The following is a 14,758-nucleotide window of genomic DNA, read 5'->3' as shown; positions in this document are numbered from 1 at the left end:
GCTTCGAGAGTAGCTTAAAGATATTTTTGGCGAATGGAGTTATGCTCTATTCGCCTTTTGAATTTGGTTACAAACTCGGATGACAAAGCCAGACGCTCTTTACAAGAAGCAAGCTACGCAAAACTTCTGTGTCGGAGTATGCTGACTAGGCTTAGCTTTGCTACTAAAATCTAAAATCCCAAATGGTAAGCTATTCCACATTTAACTTGCATAATTAGAGCGGGCAAGATGCCCACTCCACAAGAGTTATATAAACTTTAGATATGCAAACTAGATGTGGTTTAGCTTATTAGCTGATATAGTGTCAGCCTGGAAAAATGAGAAAGCTCTAAACTGTAGTAAAGAAATGCAATTGCTGGGGTAAAAATTTACACTGCATGTTTAATCATTTATATCAAGAATAATTTTGATAAATTAACTTATGAAATTAAATCAAAAGCATAGTGATACTTTGGCGGCGTTAGAAGAATTAATCGAGGTGGTAGCGAAATTGCGATCGCCTGATGGTGGTTGTCCTTGGGATTTGGCACAAACTCCCCAAACGCTGACACCATATGTCATCGAAGAAGCTTATGAAGTAGTAGATGCAATTAAAAGTGGAGATCAGGAAGCGATCGCTGAAGAGTTAGGCGATTTATTATTACAAGTGGTATTGCAAGCCCAAATTGCCAGCGAATCTGGGCAATTTTCTCTTAAAGAAATCACTCAAGGTATTTCTCAAAAATTGATTCGTCGCCATCCCCATGTGTTTGGTGATGTGTCAGTCCAAAGTGTGGATGAGGTACGGCAAAACTGGGAACAAATTAAAGCTGCGGAAAAAGGCGAATCGTCCCCAGAAACCCAAAAACTCACTACAAAACTCAGTCGTTACCGACGCACTCTTCCACCGTTAACAGCAGCAATGAAGATTTCCCAAAAAGCGGCGGCTGTGGGGTTTGAATGGGAAAACATTGATGGAGTTTGGAACAAATTTTATGAAGAATTAGCAGAATTTCGAGAGGCTTTAGCCAAGGAAACACCAGCACGACAACAAGCAGAATTAGGTGATTTACTATTTGCAGTAATTCAGCTAGCGCGTTGGCATCAGCTTGACCCCAGCGATGCTTTGGAAGGCACAAATCAGCGATTTGTCCAACGGTTAGAAAAAATGGAGGCAGTTGTTGACCGTCCTCTAAGTGATTACAGTTTGGATGAGTTAGAAAAATTGTGGCAACGGGCAAAAGCCCAACTTGCCGAAGAAACTAGTGGAGAGTAAGAGTAAGGAGTTAGGAGTTATTTTACCTGTGCCTTCCCTGCTTCCTCATCTCCCTCATTCTCCACCTCCTTCTTCAAAATTCTTTAACATCAAACCATTTATCATATAACGATTGATAAGTGCCGTTTTCCTTAAGGCTCAGCAGGGCTTTATTAACTGGTTTGCGGTAGGGACTGTTATTGGGTAGAACGATACCGTAACTTTCTTCGCGCAAAATACTGCCAACAACTTGTACCTTGCCTTTGCCTTCATTGGCAGCATAAAAGAGGAGTACAGGTGCATCAAATACCACAGCATCAGCTTTCTTTGTCGTCAGGGCATTGTAAGCTTGCTCAATTTTCGCAACTTCTAGAACTGAAATATGATGTTCTCGCAGGTATGTGGCTGCTGTGCTACCTGCAGTTGTGGCTACTAGCTTACCGGGTAAATCGTCGATACTCTTGATATCGCCTTGAAGTTGCTGGACTGTCAATGAGGTAGTAGCGGTAGCTGTAAAGTAGGCAGCAAAAAGTACTCCAATGAACATCCAGACAATACCTACTAGACGCCCTACTACTCCCTTGGGCATCTCATCAGCTTGAGTAGCTAATGTGGCAGCTGCCCACCAACAAGCTTTGAAAATCCCAGGAAAGTATGATTGGGAAACTATCCCTTGTTGATGATGGCGTTCAGATAACCAAATAATGTGGGCTGCAATGGCAATTAACACTAGGGCAATGCCTATTACTTGCAAGAGGCTAGTGGAAAAAAACAATTGTAAAATATTTGGAAAGGTACTACTGTTGCTCTCTGGGTTTCTGACCAAAATTTGCAGCCCTCCGGCAAAAATTGGTAACGAAAAGTCAAAGTTCTGCTCGCGTTCGGCTGTAATAGAGATAGCTGCAATTCCTAAGTTGGCTTTATTGCCTCGAATGGCAGAAAGCAGTTCCGGTACAGTGGAATATTGAATAAATTTAAACTCTACACCTATTTCGTTAGCGATGCTTTGCCAGAGGTCAATACTGAATCCCGATAGCTGACCTTTGTCTGCTAGCACAAAGGGTGGTATCACTCGAGTAGCTACTAATAATGGTTGTTGAGTTAGTGGTTTTTGCGCTAGTCCTGAGGAAGCGATTAACGACAATGCCAGAATTGTACTTAGTAATCCTATACAGATATACAGTGCAAAGGAACACCTAGTTTGGTTTTTGCAGTAATGTCTGTAAAAATAGACAATCGGGCTTTTCCTCCCAGCCATTATTTGGCGAAATCTAATAGCGATCGCATTTATCATCAGAGTTTTCTTGGGGTTGTGTGCTATGTCTATTTATCATGCCCACCCCATATTAAATATCAAGTTGTTCATCGCCAAACACCGTTTTTTTCAGATTTCGGGGAATTAACAACACTTAAACTAGACTACAGTACATAGCTGCAAGCCATATTCACCGAGTTTTTGAGCAATACCCGATTAGTTGAATTACTGAAGGAAGCAGCATCAAATACGTCGTAGTCGTGAAGACGCTACGGACTACTTATGCTAATTTATTCACATCTGTAGCGTTTTATTGTGGAGACTTCGTAGATGACCTCGTCTGTAGTTGGATTAATTGCTGCAAATTGGCGATCGTTGATACTGTCTAGCTACTCATTGTTAATCAGCAGTCGGGTTGACCTAATTTTGACCTGTTGTCCAGGTACTATTGCTGTGACCATCAGGTCTGATTAAGCTTTCAAAAAATTTGCTTAAATTTGCTTAAATATAATTATATTTGTTACTATGTAGCCATTTCCTAAGTTTACTTAGAAAATTTTTGGCTTTGCTTTACAATATATTTAGATTTAAATGTTATACCAATTTGAAATAAGAGTGCGACATCTCTATGAGTAGGGGTGTACAACTGTACGCTCTTAAAGCCGATTATTTGTTGCAAACATTTTTCTAAATGGTATTACATACCTATTTGAAAACTCAAATTTCAGATGGTAAATATATAGAAAAAATCTTTTAAAAAAAGATTTTTTCAGCGAGTTAGTGTGTTCAATCGATGGCTAGTTTCAGTTGTTTATGATTTTTCAGCAATGACAAATTTAACTTAATTAAGAATTTCTTAGGGGAATACGCTAGATGTCCGACCCTGCCTTATTGGATACCAACTCCTTGAGCTTGTTACCTATTGAACCTGTTGTCAATTCTCATACTGTTATTTGTAGCGGAATGGCAGATTTAGATTTATTATCTACTTTGACAACACCACAATCCCAATCTCTCAATTACGGCTTCGATGTTCATGCCATTGACCAAGCACTAGATGCCTTGAGTTCTCAGAATATTTCTGCTCAAACATACAATGCAATAGTAGGAATTGATTCTTTAACTGGACTTCCAAAAGACTATCTTAGCCCTTCAAGTATTAGTAGTTTGAGTACAGAGTCCGTTTCTGACTCTATGACTTCAGCAAGTGTTTCTGTTGCCAGCAGTTTTATAAATGGACAGTGGGCAACTGCACAAGGTGAATTTGAAAATGAGCAAAAATGGTTAGCTGGTGATTTCAATGGCGATGGGCGAGACGATCTAGCAAAAGTTTTTAATGACGCTGGTCGAAGCAGTATTGATGTTTATCTCTCTAGTKGTAGTGGCTTTACAGTTGAGCGATGGGCAACTACACAAGGTGGATTTTGGAATAATCAAAAATGGGTAGTTGGTGACTTTAATGGCGATGGACGAGACGATTTAGCAAAAGTCTTCAATGGCGCTAATCAAGCCAATATTGATGTTCATCTTTCTACTGGTAGCAGCTTTAATATTCAGCGGTGGGCAACTACACAAGGTGGATTTAACAATGACCAAAAATGGGTAGTTGGTGACTTCAATGGCGATGGACGAGATGATTTGGCCAATGTCTTCAATGATGCCAATCAAGCCAGTATTGATGTTCATCTCTCCAGTGGTAGCAGCTTTAATATTCAGCGGTGGGCAACTGCACAAGGTGGATTTGCCAATGAGCAAAAATGGTTAGCTGGTGATTTTAATGGCGATGGACGAGATGATTTGGTCAATGTTTTCAATGATGCCAATCAAGCCAGTATTGATGTTCATCTCTCCAGTGGTAGCAGCTTCACAAATGGGCGGTGGGCAACTGCACAAGGTGGATTTGCCAATGAGCAAAAATGGTTAACTGGTGATTTCAATGACGATGGGCGAGATGATTTAGCCAATGTCTTCAATGATGCCAATCAAGCCAGTGTTGATGTTTATCTCTCCAGTGGTAGCAGCTTCACAAATGGACGGTGGGCAACTGCACAAGGTGGATTTGCCAATGAGCAAAAATGGTTAGCTGGTGACTTTAATGGCGACGGGGAAGATGATTTGGCTAATGTCTTCAATGAGGCTAATCAAGCCAGCATTGATGTTCATTCTGCCAACAGCTTACCGAATTATAGCTCTATCGATGGTTACGGCTTAGTCAATGCTTCTGCTGCTGTCGCTAAAGCTATTGGTCAACCTACCTTTTCAGGAATTCCTGATTTAGGTGGTAATAATTGGGGAGCAGATTTGATCAAAGCTCCAGAAGTCTGGACGAAAGGCTATACAGGTCAAGGAGTTGTTGTTGCTGTATTAGATACTGGCGTTGACCATAATCACCCAGATTTAAGCACAAATATCTGGACAAATAGCCGAGAAATTCCTGACAATGGCATCGATGATGATGGTAATGGATACATTGATGATTTCTACGGCTGGAACTTTATTAATAACAATAACAATACTTTAGATGTTTATGGTCACGGAACTCATGTGGCTGGTACGATCGCAGGAGTTAACAATGATTTTGGCGTTACAGGTATTGCTTATAATGCCAAAATCATGCCTGTAAAAGTTTTGGGTGATGATAATCAAGGCACTTATCCTGCTATTACTCAAGGAGTTTACTACGCTGTCAACAACGGGGCGAAAGTCATCAACATGAGTATATCTGCAACAGTTGGTGACACTGACTTAGAAACAGCGATTCAATACGCTACCAGTCATGGTGTGATTGTAGTCATGGCAGCAGCTAATTCAGGAGATTCAACCCCCTTATATCCGGCTTACTACGCTCTCAACTGGGGTTTAGCTGCTGGAGCTGTTGATAGCAATAACAATTTAGCTGATTTCTCTAACCGAGCAGGCAGTGATTCCAACATGGCTTATGTGACAGCACCAGGTGTTAGTGTTTACTCTACGCTACCGAATGGAACCTACGGTTATTATAATGGCACTTCTATGGCTGCTCCCCATGTAGCAGGAGTAGCTGCTTTAATGCTTAGTGCCAATAGCAGTTTAACTGCTAGTCAAGTGCGGGAAATTATCACTCAAACTGCGGTTAACGTTTAGGGAGATGGGGAGATGGGGTAGGGAGAAAGGGGGGTAAGATTTGTTGCCCATGCTCCCACCCCTCCCAATACCCAATCACCATTGTTGATAGGATCAGGAAAAGGTAAAGTTCTTTTGTAATATGACTATTTTTCAGGTTGCTTCTCCCCTAATTACGATCGCAGCACAAACCCGTCAAGCTGCAAGTAAGCTGGCGATTCTCTCGACTGAAGCAAAAAATCAAGCAATTGCTGCGATCGCAGAAGCTTTAGAATTAGCTCAAGATGAAATTCTCGAAGCAAACATTGCTGATTGTGAAGCGGCTACTGCGGCTGGAATTGCTAAACCGCTTTATAAGCGCTTGCAATTAGATGAACATAAATTAAGAGATGCGATCGCTGGGGTACGAGATGTTGGTAAACTAGCCGATCCAGTCGGGAAAGTACAGATTCACCGCGAACTCGACACTGGTTTAATTCTCAAGCGGATTACTTGTCCTTTGGGTGTTTTGGGAATTATTTTTGAAGCCCGTCCAGAGGCAGCAATTCAGATTGTTTCTTTAGCGATTAAATCTGGAAACGGCGTTATCCTTAAAGGCGGAAAAGAAGCTGTACTATCTTGCGAAGCGATAGTTAAAGCAATTAAACAAGGATTATCGCATACTGCTGTTAACCCTGATGCAGTACAGTTGCTCACAACAAGAGAGCAAACTCTAGAACTTTTAAAGTTAGATAAATATGTAGATTTAATTATTCCCAGAGGTTCTAATTCTTTTGTCAGGTTTGTGCAAGAAAATACGCGCATTCCAGTACTAGGTCACGCTGATGGAATTTGTCATTTATATATAGATAAAGCTGCTGATATTTCTGTTGCAGTTCCTATTACAGTGGATGCCAAAGCCCAATATCCTGCTGTTTGTAATGCGATTGAAACTTTACTGGTTCACTCGGCGATTGCTAAAGAGTTTTTACCAAAAGTAGCTCAGGCTTTAGCAGAACGTCATGTAGAATTAAGAGGTGATGCAAGTACTTTAGAAATTTTACCTCATATTAAAACTGCAACAGAAATTGATTGGGAAACAGAATATAGCGATTTTATTTTGTCTATTAAGATTGTAGAATCTATAGAAGATGCGATCGCTCATATTAACGAATATGGTTCTCGCCATACAGATGCAATTATTTCTGAAGATTTAGTGGCAGTAGAAACTTTCTTCGGGCTAGTGAATTCAGCTAATTTATTCCACAATTGTTCCACTAGATTTGCTGATGGTTTCCGCTATGGTTTCGGTGCAGAAGTCGGAATTAGTACTCAACAAATGCCTCCGCGTGGCCCTGTTGGCTTAGAAGGATTGGTAACATATAAATATCAAATGACTGGTGATGGTCATATTGTCGCTACATATACTGGTGCAAATGCAAAACCCTTTACTCATCGGGATTTAGGATAAACTTCCTAAGTAAATAGCTTTAAACTAATGCTTTCAACAAAGCCTGAAGTTTAAGTTGCACTTCTGCAAATTCCTTCTCAGGATCGGAGCCAGCCACAATACCAGCACCAGCATACAATCTTGCGCGATCGCCATCTATCAATGCCGAACGAATTCCCACAATAAACTCGCAGTTTCCCTGGGAATCTATCCAACCCAAAGGCGCAGCATATAAACCTCTTTCAAAGCTTTCATAACGACGAATTTCGGCACAAGCAATATCTCGTGCTGCACCGGCAACAGCTGGTGTAGGATGCAATTGGGCAACAATTTTTAATGGATGAATGTTAGCTGGAACTATAGCACTAATTGGTGTCCATAAATGCTGGATATTGGATAATTGTCGCAGACGAGGTGCTAATATTTGCGGTAACAAACCTAGCTGGCATAAGCGTTGAGTTATAAAATTGAGTACCAGCGAATGTTCGTGTCTTTCTTTTTCACTATTAAGTAACTGATTGGCATTAGCCGCATCTTCAGCAGGAGTTTTACCTCTTGGTGCAGAACCAGCTAAAGCATCAGTGATTAACTGCTGATTATTAATACTAATTAATCGTTCCGGACTGGCACCAATAAAGTTTTGCCCTTTGCCATTGCTTGTAGAGAAAATATAACAATTAGGATGTATTTTTCTAAGATTATTTAATGATTTAACTAAATCGAAACGATTGCTGGACTTGACATCTAGTACATCTGCTAAAACAATTTTACTTAGATGACTAGACTGGATTTTTTCTAAGGCAGAAGCCACTGAATATTTAAATTTATCGGCATTTGTAAGAGATTTCTGATAATATTTTGTCGAAAAATCGATATTTGGAGAATAATGTTTTAAAGATTGGAGAAATTCAATTTTTGTTTGGACAGTGTGCAACAACTTTTGAATATTGACATCAGCATTTAGCGCAACATTTGTTACTAATATACAACTCTGATTTTTTACAGCTACTTGCCAACGGGGCAAAAAAATGGTAGCTGATGGAAATGGATAATCTACTTCGGAATTTTTCTCAAAAAAGCTGAAATAACAAAAAAAATGAGGCCCAGAAAAAGGTTGGTCAGAGTCACCAAAATTAATTATATTTTTTAGACAAGATTTGATAAAATACTCAGCTTTAGTAAAACGAGCTGTGCCATCAATTTGTAATTTTGCGACAGCATCAATCGCGGCGATCGCTTCTCCTTTGCCTTTATCCTCAAAGTAAAAATTTATTTCATTTGCTTGTGTAAATTGATCCAATACAAGTAAAGGGTCAACTAAATCGATTTCTTGGGAGATACTAACAATTTGCTTACAATTATTTTTAATGCACTTTTTTTGCACTGTTAAGAGAAATTGATATAAATCTTTGTGCTGTACAAACAAGTTGCTACGACATGGTAAAACTGTCATGGATCTATCGATAGTAAATTTTTTTTAAGTTAACTTCCTAAAGTGTAATTAATCGTGGTCGTATTTTTACAGGTAACATATTAAGTTGTCATTTCACCAGCGTAAGATTAGCCTAATGGTGGTGTTCCTAGATCCTGAGAAGCTAGTTGTAGTCTAGACTGCAACTTTAGTATCAGAGTTATGAAGTCCAACCCAACGACCAAAAACTAAGAATTTAGCACCCAACAATCAAAAGTCAGAATTTATCAGGAGCCTAGTATGATTAGTATATTCATTGATGAAATGTTTTTCTGAATTTGAGAAAATTGACAATAAAAATCTTTTGTGTAATTGAGATTTTGAGAATTTAATTAATCACGACTGATGACTACCAAGCAGATTTTATATCCCAACACTAAGTTATGGATGGCAGCGATTAAACCGCCGATGTATAGCGTTGCCATTATGCCAATTTGGATAGGAACAGCAGTAGCATATGCCCAAACAAAAGTTTTCAATGGGGCAATATTTTCTATTTTTGTAGCTGCGGCAATATTGATTCTTGCCTGGGAAAATATCAGTAATGATGTCTTTGATTCAGAAACAGGTATCGATAAAAACAAACAGCATTCTCTGGTGAATTTAACTGGCAATAAACCATTAATATTTTGGTTAGGAAATTTGTCTTTAGGCTTGGGATTGCTGGGGATAGTAGCGATCGCTCTTTGGCAACAAGACCTAACTGTTATCGGTATAATTCTGCTGTGCTGTGGTTTGGGCTATATGTACCAAGGGCCTCCCTTTCGCTTAGGATATCAGGGTTTAGGGGAAATTATTTGCTTTTTTGCCTTTGGTCCCTTAGCAGTGGAAGCAGCATACTACAGCCAAACTCAAACTTGGTCAATGACGAGTTTAGCAGCCTCAGTCATTGTTGGTATTGCCACAACCTTAATTTTGTTCTGTTCGCACTTTCACCAAGTTAAAGATGACATAGCGGCAGGGAAGCGATCGCCTATCGTTCGTCTTGGAACTGAAAAAGGTGCCCAACTTCTAGTTTGGTTTACTGGCAGTATTTATCCCCTCACCTTATTGTTTGTACTGTGGGGAATTTTTCCAGCTTGGACACTGCTGAGTTGGCTGAGTTTACCCTTTGCCGTCAAATTATGTCGCCATGTTCTAGAAAATCACCATCAGCCAGACAAAGTTAGTAACTGTAAATTTATCGCCGTCGCCGTGCATTTCTGGAGTTGCTTGCTGTTGGGCTTGGGATTTGTGTTTTAGTCATTAGTCACTTGTCCTTTGGAAATGACTAATGACAACTCTGATGGAGTTTAATTTTCCGATAGTGATTTACAGATTCAAATTTCGTCCTTATCGGCGAAGATTTGTGCGAACAGTTACTACCAATCATGGTAAATGGGATATTCGGGATGGGATTATTCTGCGTCTTGGCGACGAATCAGGAAGAGTTGGCTGGGGAGAAGTCGCGCCCATTAGCTGGTTTGGTTCGGAAACCATAGAACAAGCTTTAGATTTTTGTCGCCAACTCCCAGCAGAAATCACAGAGGAAACGATTTTCTCCATTCCAGATGAGTTACCTGCTTGTCAATTTGGCTTTGAGTCCGCGTGGGAGATGTGTAAAAAGGACGCGAAAAATGAAATCGATGAATTTCCCGCGTCCTTTTCTCCGTCCTACAGCGCCTTACTATCTGCTGGAGAAGCAGCTTTAAATCAATGGCAAAGTTTATGGCAGCAGGGATATCGCACATTTAAATGGAAAATCGGTGTAGATGCGATCGCCCATGAACTCAAAATTTTTGAGTTATTGACACACACATTACCAACTCAAGGCAAACTGCGATTAGATGCCAACGGTGGACTCAGCTATGAAGAAGCTAATTTATGGCTATGGACTTGCGACAATCTTAAAGCAAATCGAGAACTAACTCCAGAAATTGAATTTATCGAACAACCTTTACCCGTTGAACAATTTCAGGGGATGTTGGAATTGAGTATGTTTTATGCAACTGCGATCGCTTTAGATGAATCTGTCGCCACACTAAGGCAATTGATTGCTTGTTATCAACAAGGTTGGCGAGGAATTTTTGTGATTAAACCTGGAATAATCGGCTTCCCATCTCGGCTGAGAAAATTTTGCCAACAGCATAATATTGATACTGTATTTTCATCAGTTTTTGAAACTGACATTGGTAAACAAACAGCACTCCAACTAGCAGCTGAATTATCTCAAAATAACAGAGCAGTTGGTTTTGGTATCGACCATTTTTTTGAACAAGAAGACACCTGGCTTCAAAGTCTATGGAAAAACCTTTAGACTACGTTAATCACCTAACTGCAAATGATTGGTTAATTGCTTCCGACAGCCATCAATTTAACCAAATAGCTCAAGAATTGTATTTAGAGCTAACACAATTATCAGCCTGTACAAGACCACCAAAAATTATCTTAGCTGAACGCGAACCAGTCAAGTTTTTAGCAAGTTTTCTTGCCGCTTGTGCAGCTAATTGTCCAGTTTTTCTTTGTAACCCCGACTGGGGAACACAAGAATGGCAACAAGTCTTTAATTTAGTACAGCCAGATATTATTTTGGGAGTAATCAAAGAAGACACAGAGACAAGGAGACGCGGAGACACGGAGACAAGGAAAATTTCTAAATTTTATTCATCGCCTCACCCTACCCTTGAGGAACGCTTTCCGTCATCGCGTCTCGCCGACTCTCCACTAATCATGATTCCCACTGGTGGTTCATCAGGACAAATTAAATTTGCTATCCACACTTGGGAAACTCTCATAGCATCTGTACAAGGATTTACAAAATACTTTCAACTAAACCAAGTTAATTCGTTTTGTGTATTGCCGCTATATCACGTCAGTGGTTTAATGCAATTTATGCGCTCTTTCACCAGTGCAGGAAAACTAGTTATTCAACCATTCAAAGCTTTAGAATCTGGCCAAATATTGAATATTCAACCTTCAGAATTTTTTATATCTTTAGTACCAACTCAATTACAAAGACTTCTACAAAACCCTGAATTAACAGAATGGCTAACTCAATTTCATACTGTACTTTTGGGAGGTGCGCCTGCATGGAGCGAACTATTAGAAAAAGCTATATTTCATCGTATCCGATTAGCACCAACCTATGGCATGACAGAAACCGCCTCTCAAATTGCTACCCTCAAACCAGATGATTTTCTAAATGGTAAAATTAGTAGCGGTCAAATTCTTCCCCATGCCCAGGTAACTATTCATAATCAGCAAGGCGAAATTTTAAATTCCAATCAAATAGGAAATATCACCATTCAAGCTCAATCTCTAGCGCTTGGTTATTATCCGATAACTAAAGAAAGTCAGAATAATTTCCAAGTAGATGATTTAGGCTTTTTAGATGACCAAGGTTATTTAAATATTGTCGGACGAAACAGCGATAAAATTATTACAGGTGGAGAAAATATTTACCCGGCAGAAATCGAATCAGCCATCCGAGCAACTCAAATGGTTACTGATATTTGCGTGATTGGCATTCCAGATCAACACTGGGGACAAGCCTTAGCAGCAATTTATATTCCCCAAAAATCAAATACTTCTACCTTAAAAATTCAAACTTTACTCAAAGACAAACTCAGCAAATTTAAAATCCCTAAATATTGGATTCCCAAACCAAACCTACCCCGTAACTCCCAAGGTAAAATTAACCGCCAACAGCTACAACAAATAGCCATTGAATTCCTACAAAATACCCTCAAATAACTTCTCTCGACCTTCTTCTTTCTGCATTTTCTGCACCTCTGCGGTTTGTTTCCAACCACTGAATTATCTCATCGGGTAATTCCTGCTTAATTCTACTACTCACATCAATACAAACATGCCGAGTAATAGCCTTAGCAACTATTACCTCACCTACAGTAATTTCATAAGTAATTTCAAACTTATCAACAGTTAGTTTTTGGGGAATTAAACTAATCAACAACCTATCCCCCACAAACATAGGACGTAAAAAATCCACACTAGCGTGAACTATTGGGAAAGCCACAGATGGATTATTAAAAAAATCTTTGAGATTAATACTCGATGCTTCTAGAGATTCTTCATAAGTTTCATGACAAATCCCCAAGACATTAGCAAAATAAACAACTCCAGCAGCATCAGTATCTTGAAAGCGAACCGTGCGGTTATAAGTAAAAGACATTGTTAATAATTTGATATTCAAAAAGAAAAACACTAGCCAATAAGCCTGCTTTGCTTAATTTGGCGATCGCTTCTATATTAACCGCAACTATGGAACCTGAAAATCATTAAACAGGCACAAATTATAAGACGAAGTACTTAAAGCTTTCACCAGCTTACCGTCGAGAGTTAGCAAAGTAGCACCTACCTGCTGTGAAAGTGCGACATAAGAACCATCGTAGGCAGAGATTTTATCAGTCAAGGCAATACAACAGCATCGGCCGATGCAAGTAAGGAGAGACTTTAGCTGTTGACTATTAACCGTCAACAGTCAATAGTCAACAGTTATCTATTTATTGAGTGTTTCAATCGCTTCTTGAATTAATTGCTTAGTCTTATGAAGATTTAGCAGCCTAGTTTGATCGTAGCGTTCAGGCAGAGGAAGTAATTTACCCTCTAGCGTTGCCCGAATTAGCGCAGCTTGTTCATCAGTAGGTTCTCCCATTTCATAAAGCATCGTGCCCAGCGCTTCAGTACTTCTCCAACTAGGATTCCTTAAACCCATTTTGTGGTCTTGGAACTGCCTAATAGCTTGCACAGCAAAAGCCAATAACGGAGTAATCCAGCTTGTTTTATACCCTGGATTCCCTACTGGCTTGACTCCGTACCGTGCAGCTAAATCTTTCAATTCTTTAAGGGTTTTGCTTTCAAGTTCAGAACGTGTAAACATAGAAATGCCTAATTTTGTAATTGGGTTTGGCAGCTACTCTAACTTGCGAGGTCTGGCTAGCTGCCAATTAAATTATCGCATGAAGTCTAGCGATAATATAATATGCAAGAAAATATTTTTATGCCTAATTACGAAGAAAAACCTTATTTAAAAAAGCATCAATTTACTACTAACAGGGAAGAACCATTGACCGCAAAAATAACTCTCAGACTTCCCCCATCGATGCTAGAAAAATTAAAAAGTCTAGATAACTACCCAGAATTTATCAGACAAGCAATTTCGGATGCGTTAAATAAGCTAGAAAATTTAAACGATGCTAAAGAAGATTGATTATCTATAACAATCCTGCATGATTTGTAAAAAGTACTTTTTTAACGTACCGCATTTTGCGAAGCAGTTGCCGCAGGCTATGACGCAAATAATATGTTCCGCAAAGCCATTCCCCAGAAGTAGCAGATAGATATAGAAAATTTGACAAATAGTTTGGGCTACTTTGAAAATATGTGTGTTATATAAACACAAGATACAGTTTCCGTCTTGTAAATATAAAATGCTTACTAGCTAATGAGGAAGTAGTCTATGGCATTCGACTATGTATTGCTAGGTAAAAAACTACGAGAAGCACGTGAAACTTTATTAATTAATACTCAAGAAGCAGCAGCTAGACTTCAAATGAGTGTTGAAGATTATTTAAAGTTGGAATTAGGACACAAGAAAATAACCGGAGATCAACTTGTCATACTAGCATCTCTATATCAACGCGATTTTCGCTATTTTGTTACAGGTGATTATCCTTCAGCAGAATCCCAAATACAAGAAATGTTCCGTCTCAATTCATCACTTTCTAAAAATGATCGAATAGCAATTCAACAGTTTATAAGATTATGCGAATATGAAAGTTTTTTGGAACAAGAAGTTTTACAAAGGAGTTATAAACATCTTCCAAATTATAGTCAATACCAATTTAATCATAATAATTTCAAGAGACAAGGTACACAAGCTGCTTGGTTTGAAAGAGAGCGTATGAATATAGAGACCTTACCAATTTTAGATATCTTCGAGTTAATGCGAAGTCAAGGCATTCATGTGTTTAAACGTCAATTAGAAGACCGCAATATTTCAGGTTTATACATACATCATCCCACTGTAGGTCATTGCATATTAATTAACTATCTTGATGACTTATACCGACAGAATTTTTCTGCTGCTCATGAATACTGCCATGCTTTGTTTGATTCATCTGTTGGTCAGGAAATTACTTATTTCAATAAAAATAATAATGGATGTGAATGGCGAGCAAATAGCTTTGCAGGTAATTTTTTGGTTCCTCAAAAATGGATATAAAAAAATATACAAATAACAGATAATACTAATTTAGTAGATATAAT

At 39.0% G+C, this 14,758-nt stretch carries 15 protein-coding genes; 10 read left to right on the top strand and 5 right to left on the bottom strand.

Annotated features, from left to right (window positions below; translation table 11 throughout):
• Positions 1–421 precede the first annotated feature (421 nt).
• Entirely contained in the window at positions 422–1,255 is an 834-nt protein-coding gene (gene mazG, locus FCR06_RS15740; RefSeq protein ID WP_138501244.1) for a nucleoside triphosphate pyrophosphohydrolase, read from the top strand.
• Positions 1,256–1,328: 73 nt separating this feature from the next.
• Here the strand turns inward: mazG and FCR06_RS15735 are convergent, their stop codons facing one another.
• Positions 1,329–2,528, bottom strand: coding sequence for a transporter substrate-binding domain-containing protein (locus FCR06_RS15735; RefSeq protein WP_138501242.1), 1,200 nt, complete (start codon positions 2,526–2,528; stop codon positions 1,329–1,331).
• Here FCR06_RS15735 and FCR06_RS32675 point away from each other — a divergent pair.
• The 4 genes from FCR06_RS32675 (at position 2,451) to FCR06_RS15725 (ending at position 7,041) form a co-directional block, all read left to right on the top strand.
• Complete coding sequence (locus FCR06_RS32675) at positions 2,451–2,666, top strand: hypothetical protein (RefSeq protein WP_189523448.1); 216 nt, start codon at positions 2,451–2,453, stop codon at positions 2,664–2,666. The two genes, FCR06_RS15735 and FCR06_RS32675, sit on opposite strands and share 78 nt — an antisense overlap.
• A gap of 153 nt (positions 2,667–2,819) precedes the next feature.
• Positions 2,820–2,963 carry a hypothetical protein gene (locus FCR06_RS32670; protein WP_189523441.1) on the top strand — a complete coding sequence of 48 codons (144 nt, stop codon included), beginning with the start codon at positions 2,820–2,822 and terminating at the stop codon, positions 2,961–2,963.
• 399 nt (positions 2,964–3,362) lie between these two features.
• Positions 3,363–5,612: a S8 family serine peptidase gene (locus FCR06_RS15730; protein WP_138501240.1), complete on the top strand. Its 2,250-nt coding sequence runs from the start codon at positions 3,363–3,365 to the stop codon at positions 5,610–5,612.
• A 121-nt stretch (positions 5,613–5,733) separates the two neighbouring features.
• Complete coding sequence (locus tag FCR06_RS15725) at positions 5,734–7,041, top strand: glutamate-5-semialdehyde dehydrogenase (RefSeq protein ID WP_138501238.1); 1,308 nt, start codon at positions 5,734–5,736, stop codon at positions 7,039–7,041.
• A 19-nt stretch (positions 7,042–7,060) separates the two neighbouring features.
• On the opposite strand, the gene FCR06_RS15720 is transcribed toward FCR06_RS15725, so the two are convergent.
• Entirely contained in the window at positions 7,061–8,473 is a 1,413-nt protein-coding gene (locus FCR06_RS15720) for an isochorismate synthase MenF (protein ID WP_138501236.1), read from the bottom strand.
• Between the two features lie 363 nt (positions 8,474–8,836).
• On the opposite strand from FCR06_RS15720, the gene menA reads away from it, so the two are divergent.
• The 3 genes from menA to FCR06_RS15705 are packed head-to-tail and all read left to right on the top strand — an operon-like array spanning position 8,837 to position 12,223.
• Complete coding sequence (gene menA / locus FCR06_RS15715) at positions 8,837–9,733, top strand: 2-carboxy-1,4-naphthoquinone phytyltransferase (RefSeq protein WP_138501234.1); 897 nt, start codon at positions 8,837–8,839, stop codon at positions 9,731–9,733.
• Between the two features lie 31 nt (positions 9,734–9,764).
• Positions 9,765–10,787: an o-succinylbenzoate synthase gene (locus FCR06_RS15710; RefSeq protein ID WP_223280159.1), complete on the top strand. Its 1,023-nt coding sequence runs from the start codon at positions 9,765–9,767 to the stop codon at positions 10,785–10,787.
• Positions 10,772–12,223: a 2-succinylbenzoate--CoA ligase gene (locus FCR06_RS15705; RefSeq protein ID WP_138501232.1), complete on the top strand. Its 1,452-nt coding sequence runs from the start codon at positions 10,772–10,774 to the stop codon at positions 12,221–12,223. The genes FCR06_RS15710 and FCR06_RS15705 overlap by 16 nt, the downstream gene beginning before the upstream one ends.
• Here FCR06_RS15705 and FCR06_RS15700 read toward each other — a convergent pair.
• The 3 genes from FCR06_RS15700 to FCR06_RS15690 form a co-directional block, all read right to left on the bottom strand.
• A complete protein-coding gene (locus FCR06_RS15700) occupies positions 12,216–12,662 on the bottom strand; it encodes an acyl-CoA thioesterase (RefSeq protein WP_138501230.1) in 447 nt (148 codons plus the stop codon). The two genes, FCR06_RS15705 and FCR06_RS15700, sit on opposite strands and share 8 nt — an antisense overlap.
• A gap of 87 nt (positions 12,663–12,749) precedes the next feature.
• The gene (locus tag FCR06_RS15695) at positions 12,750–12,902 is read right to left on the bottom strand and encodes a type II toxin-antitoxin system VapC family toxin (protein WP_223280158.1); all 153 of its coding nucleotides are present in this window, start codon (positions 12,900–12,902) and stop codon (positions 12,750–12,752) included.
• An 87-nt stretch (positions 12,903–12,989) separates the two neighbouring features.
• The gene (locus tag FCR06_RS15690) at positions 12,990–13,370 is read right to left on the bottom strand and encodes a hypothetical protein (protein WP_138501228.1); all 381 of its coding nucleotides are present in this window, start codon (positions 13,368–13,370) and stop codon (positions 12,990–12,992) included.
• A 102-nt stretch (positions 13,371–13,472) separates the two neighbouring features.
• Between FCR06_RS15690 and FCR06_RS15685 the strand changes: the two genes are divergently transcribed.
• Both FCR06_RS15685 and FCR06_RS15680 read left to right on the top strand, forming a co-directional pair.
• Positions 13,473–13,700, top strand: a complete 228-nt coding sequence (locus FCR06_RS15685) for a hypothetical protein (protein ID WP_317616824.1) — start codon at positions 13,473–13,475, stop codon at positions 13,698–13,700.
• A gap of 249 nt (positions 13,701–13,949) precedes the next feature.
• Positions 13,950–14,714 carry an XRE family transcriptional regulator gene (locus FCR06_RS15680; protein ID WP_223280157.1) on the top strand — a complete coding sequence of 255 codons (765 nt, stop codon included), beginning with the start codon at positions 13,950–13,952 and terminating at the stop codon, positions 14,712–14,714.
• Positions 14,715–14,758: the final 44 nt, after the last annotated feature.

The sequence above is a fragment of the Nostoc sp. PA-18-2419 genome, assembly GCF_005869855.1.
Classification (GTDB): Bacteria; Cyanobacteriota; Cyanobacteriia; order Cyanobacteriales; family Nostocaceae; genus Nostoc.
This window is presented reverse-complemented; position numbering and strand designations above follow the sequence as displayed.

What these genes read in the sequence shown, in the direction of transcription:
- mazG (WP_138501244.1), top strand. Translation starts at nt 422, where the DNA reads ATGAAATTAAATCAAAAGCATAGTGATACTTTGGCGGCGTTAGAAGAA.
- FCR06_RS32675 (WP_189523448.1), top strand. Translation starts at nt 2,451, where the DNA reads ATGTCTGTAAAAATAGACAATCGGGCTTTTCCTCCCAGCCATTATTTG.
- FCR06_RS15735 (WP_138501242.1), bottom strand. Translation starts at nt 2,528, where the DNA reads ATGATAAATGCGATCGCTATTAGATTTCGCCAAATAATGGCTGGGAGG.
- FCR06_RS32670 (WP_189523441.1), top strand. Translation starts at nt 2,820, where the DNA reads ATGACCTCGTCTGTAGTTGGATTAATTGCTGCAAATTGGCGATCGTTG.
- FCR06_RS15725 (WP_138501238.1), top strand. Translation starts at nt 5,734, where the DNA reads ATGACTATTTTTCAGGTTGCTTCTCCCCTAATTACGATCGCAGCACAA.
- FCR06_RS15720 (WP_138501236.1), bottom strand. Translation starts at nt 8,473, where the DNA reads ATGACAGTTTTACCATGTCGTAGCAACTTGTTTGTACAGCACAAAGAT.
- menA (WP_138501234.1), top strand. Translation starts at nt 8,837, where the DNA reads ATGACTACCAAGCAGATTTTATATCCCAACACTAAGTTATGGATGGCA.
- FCR06_RS15710 (WP_223280159.1), top strand. Translation starts at nt 9,765, where the DNA reads ATGACAACTCTGATGGAGTTTAATTTTCCGATAGTGATTTACAGATTC.
- FCR06_RS15705 (WP_138501232.1), top strand. Translation starts at nt 10,772, where the DNA reads ATGGAAAAACCTTTAGACTACGTTAATCACCTAACTGCAAATGATTGG.
- FCR06_RS15700 (WP_138501230.1), bottom strand. Translation starts at nt 12,662, where the DNA reads ATGTCTTTTACTTATAACCGCACGGTTCGCTTTCAAGATACTGATGCT.
- FCR06_RS15690 (WP_138501228.1), bottom strand. Translation starts at nt 13,370, where the DNA reads ATGTTTACACGTTCTGAACTTGAAAGCAAAACCCTTAAAGAATTGAAA.
- FCR06_RS15685 (WP_317616824.1), top strand. Translation starts at nt 13,473, where the DNA reads ATGCAAGAAAATATTTTTATGCCTAATTACGAAGAAAAACCTTATTTA.
- FCR06_RS15680 (WP_223280157.1), top strand. Translation starts at nt 13,950, where the DNA reads ATGGCATTCGACTATGTATTGCTAGGTAAAAAACTACGAGAAGCACGT.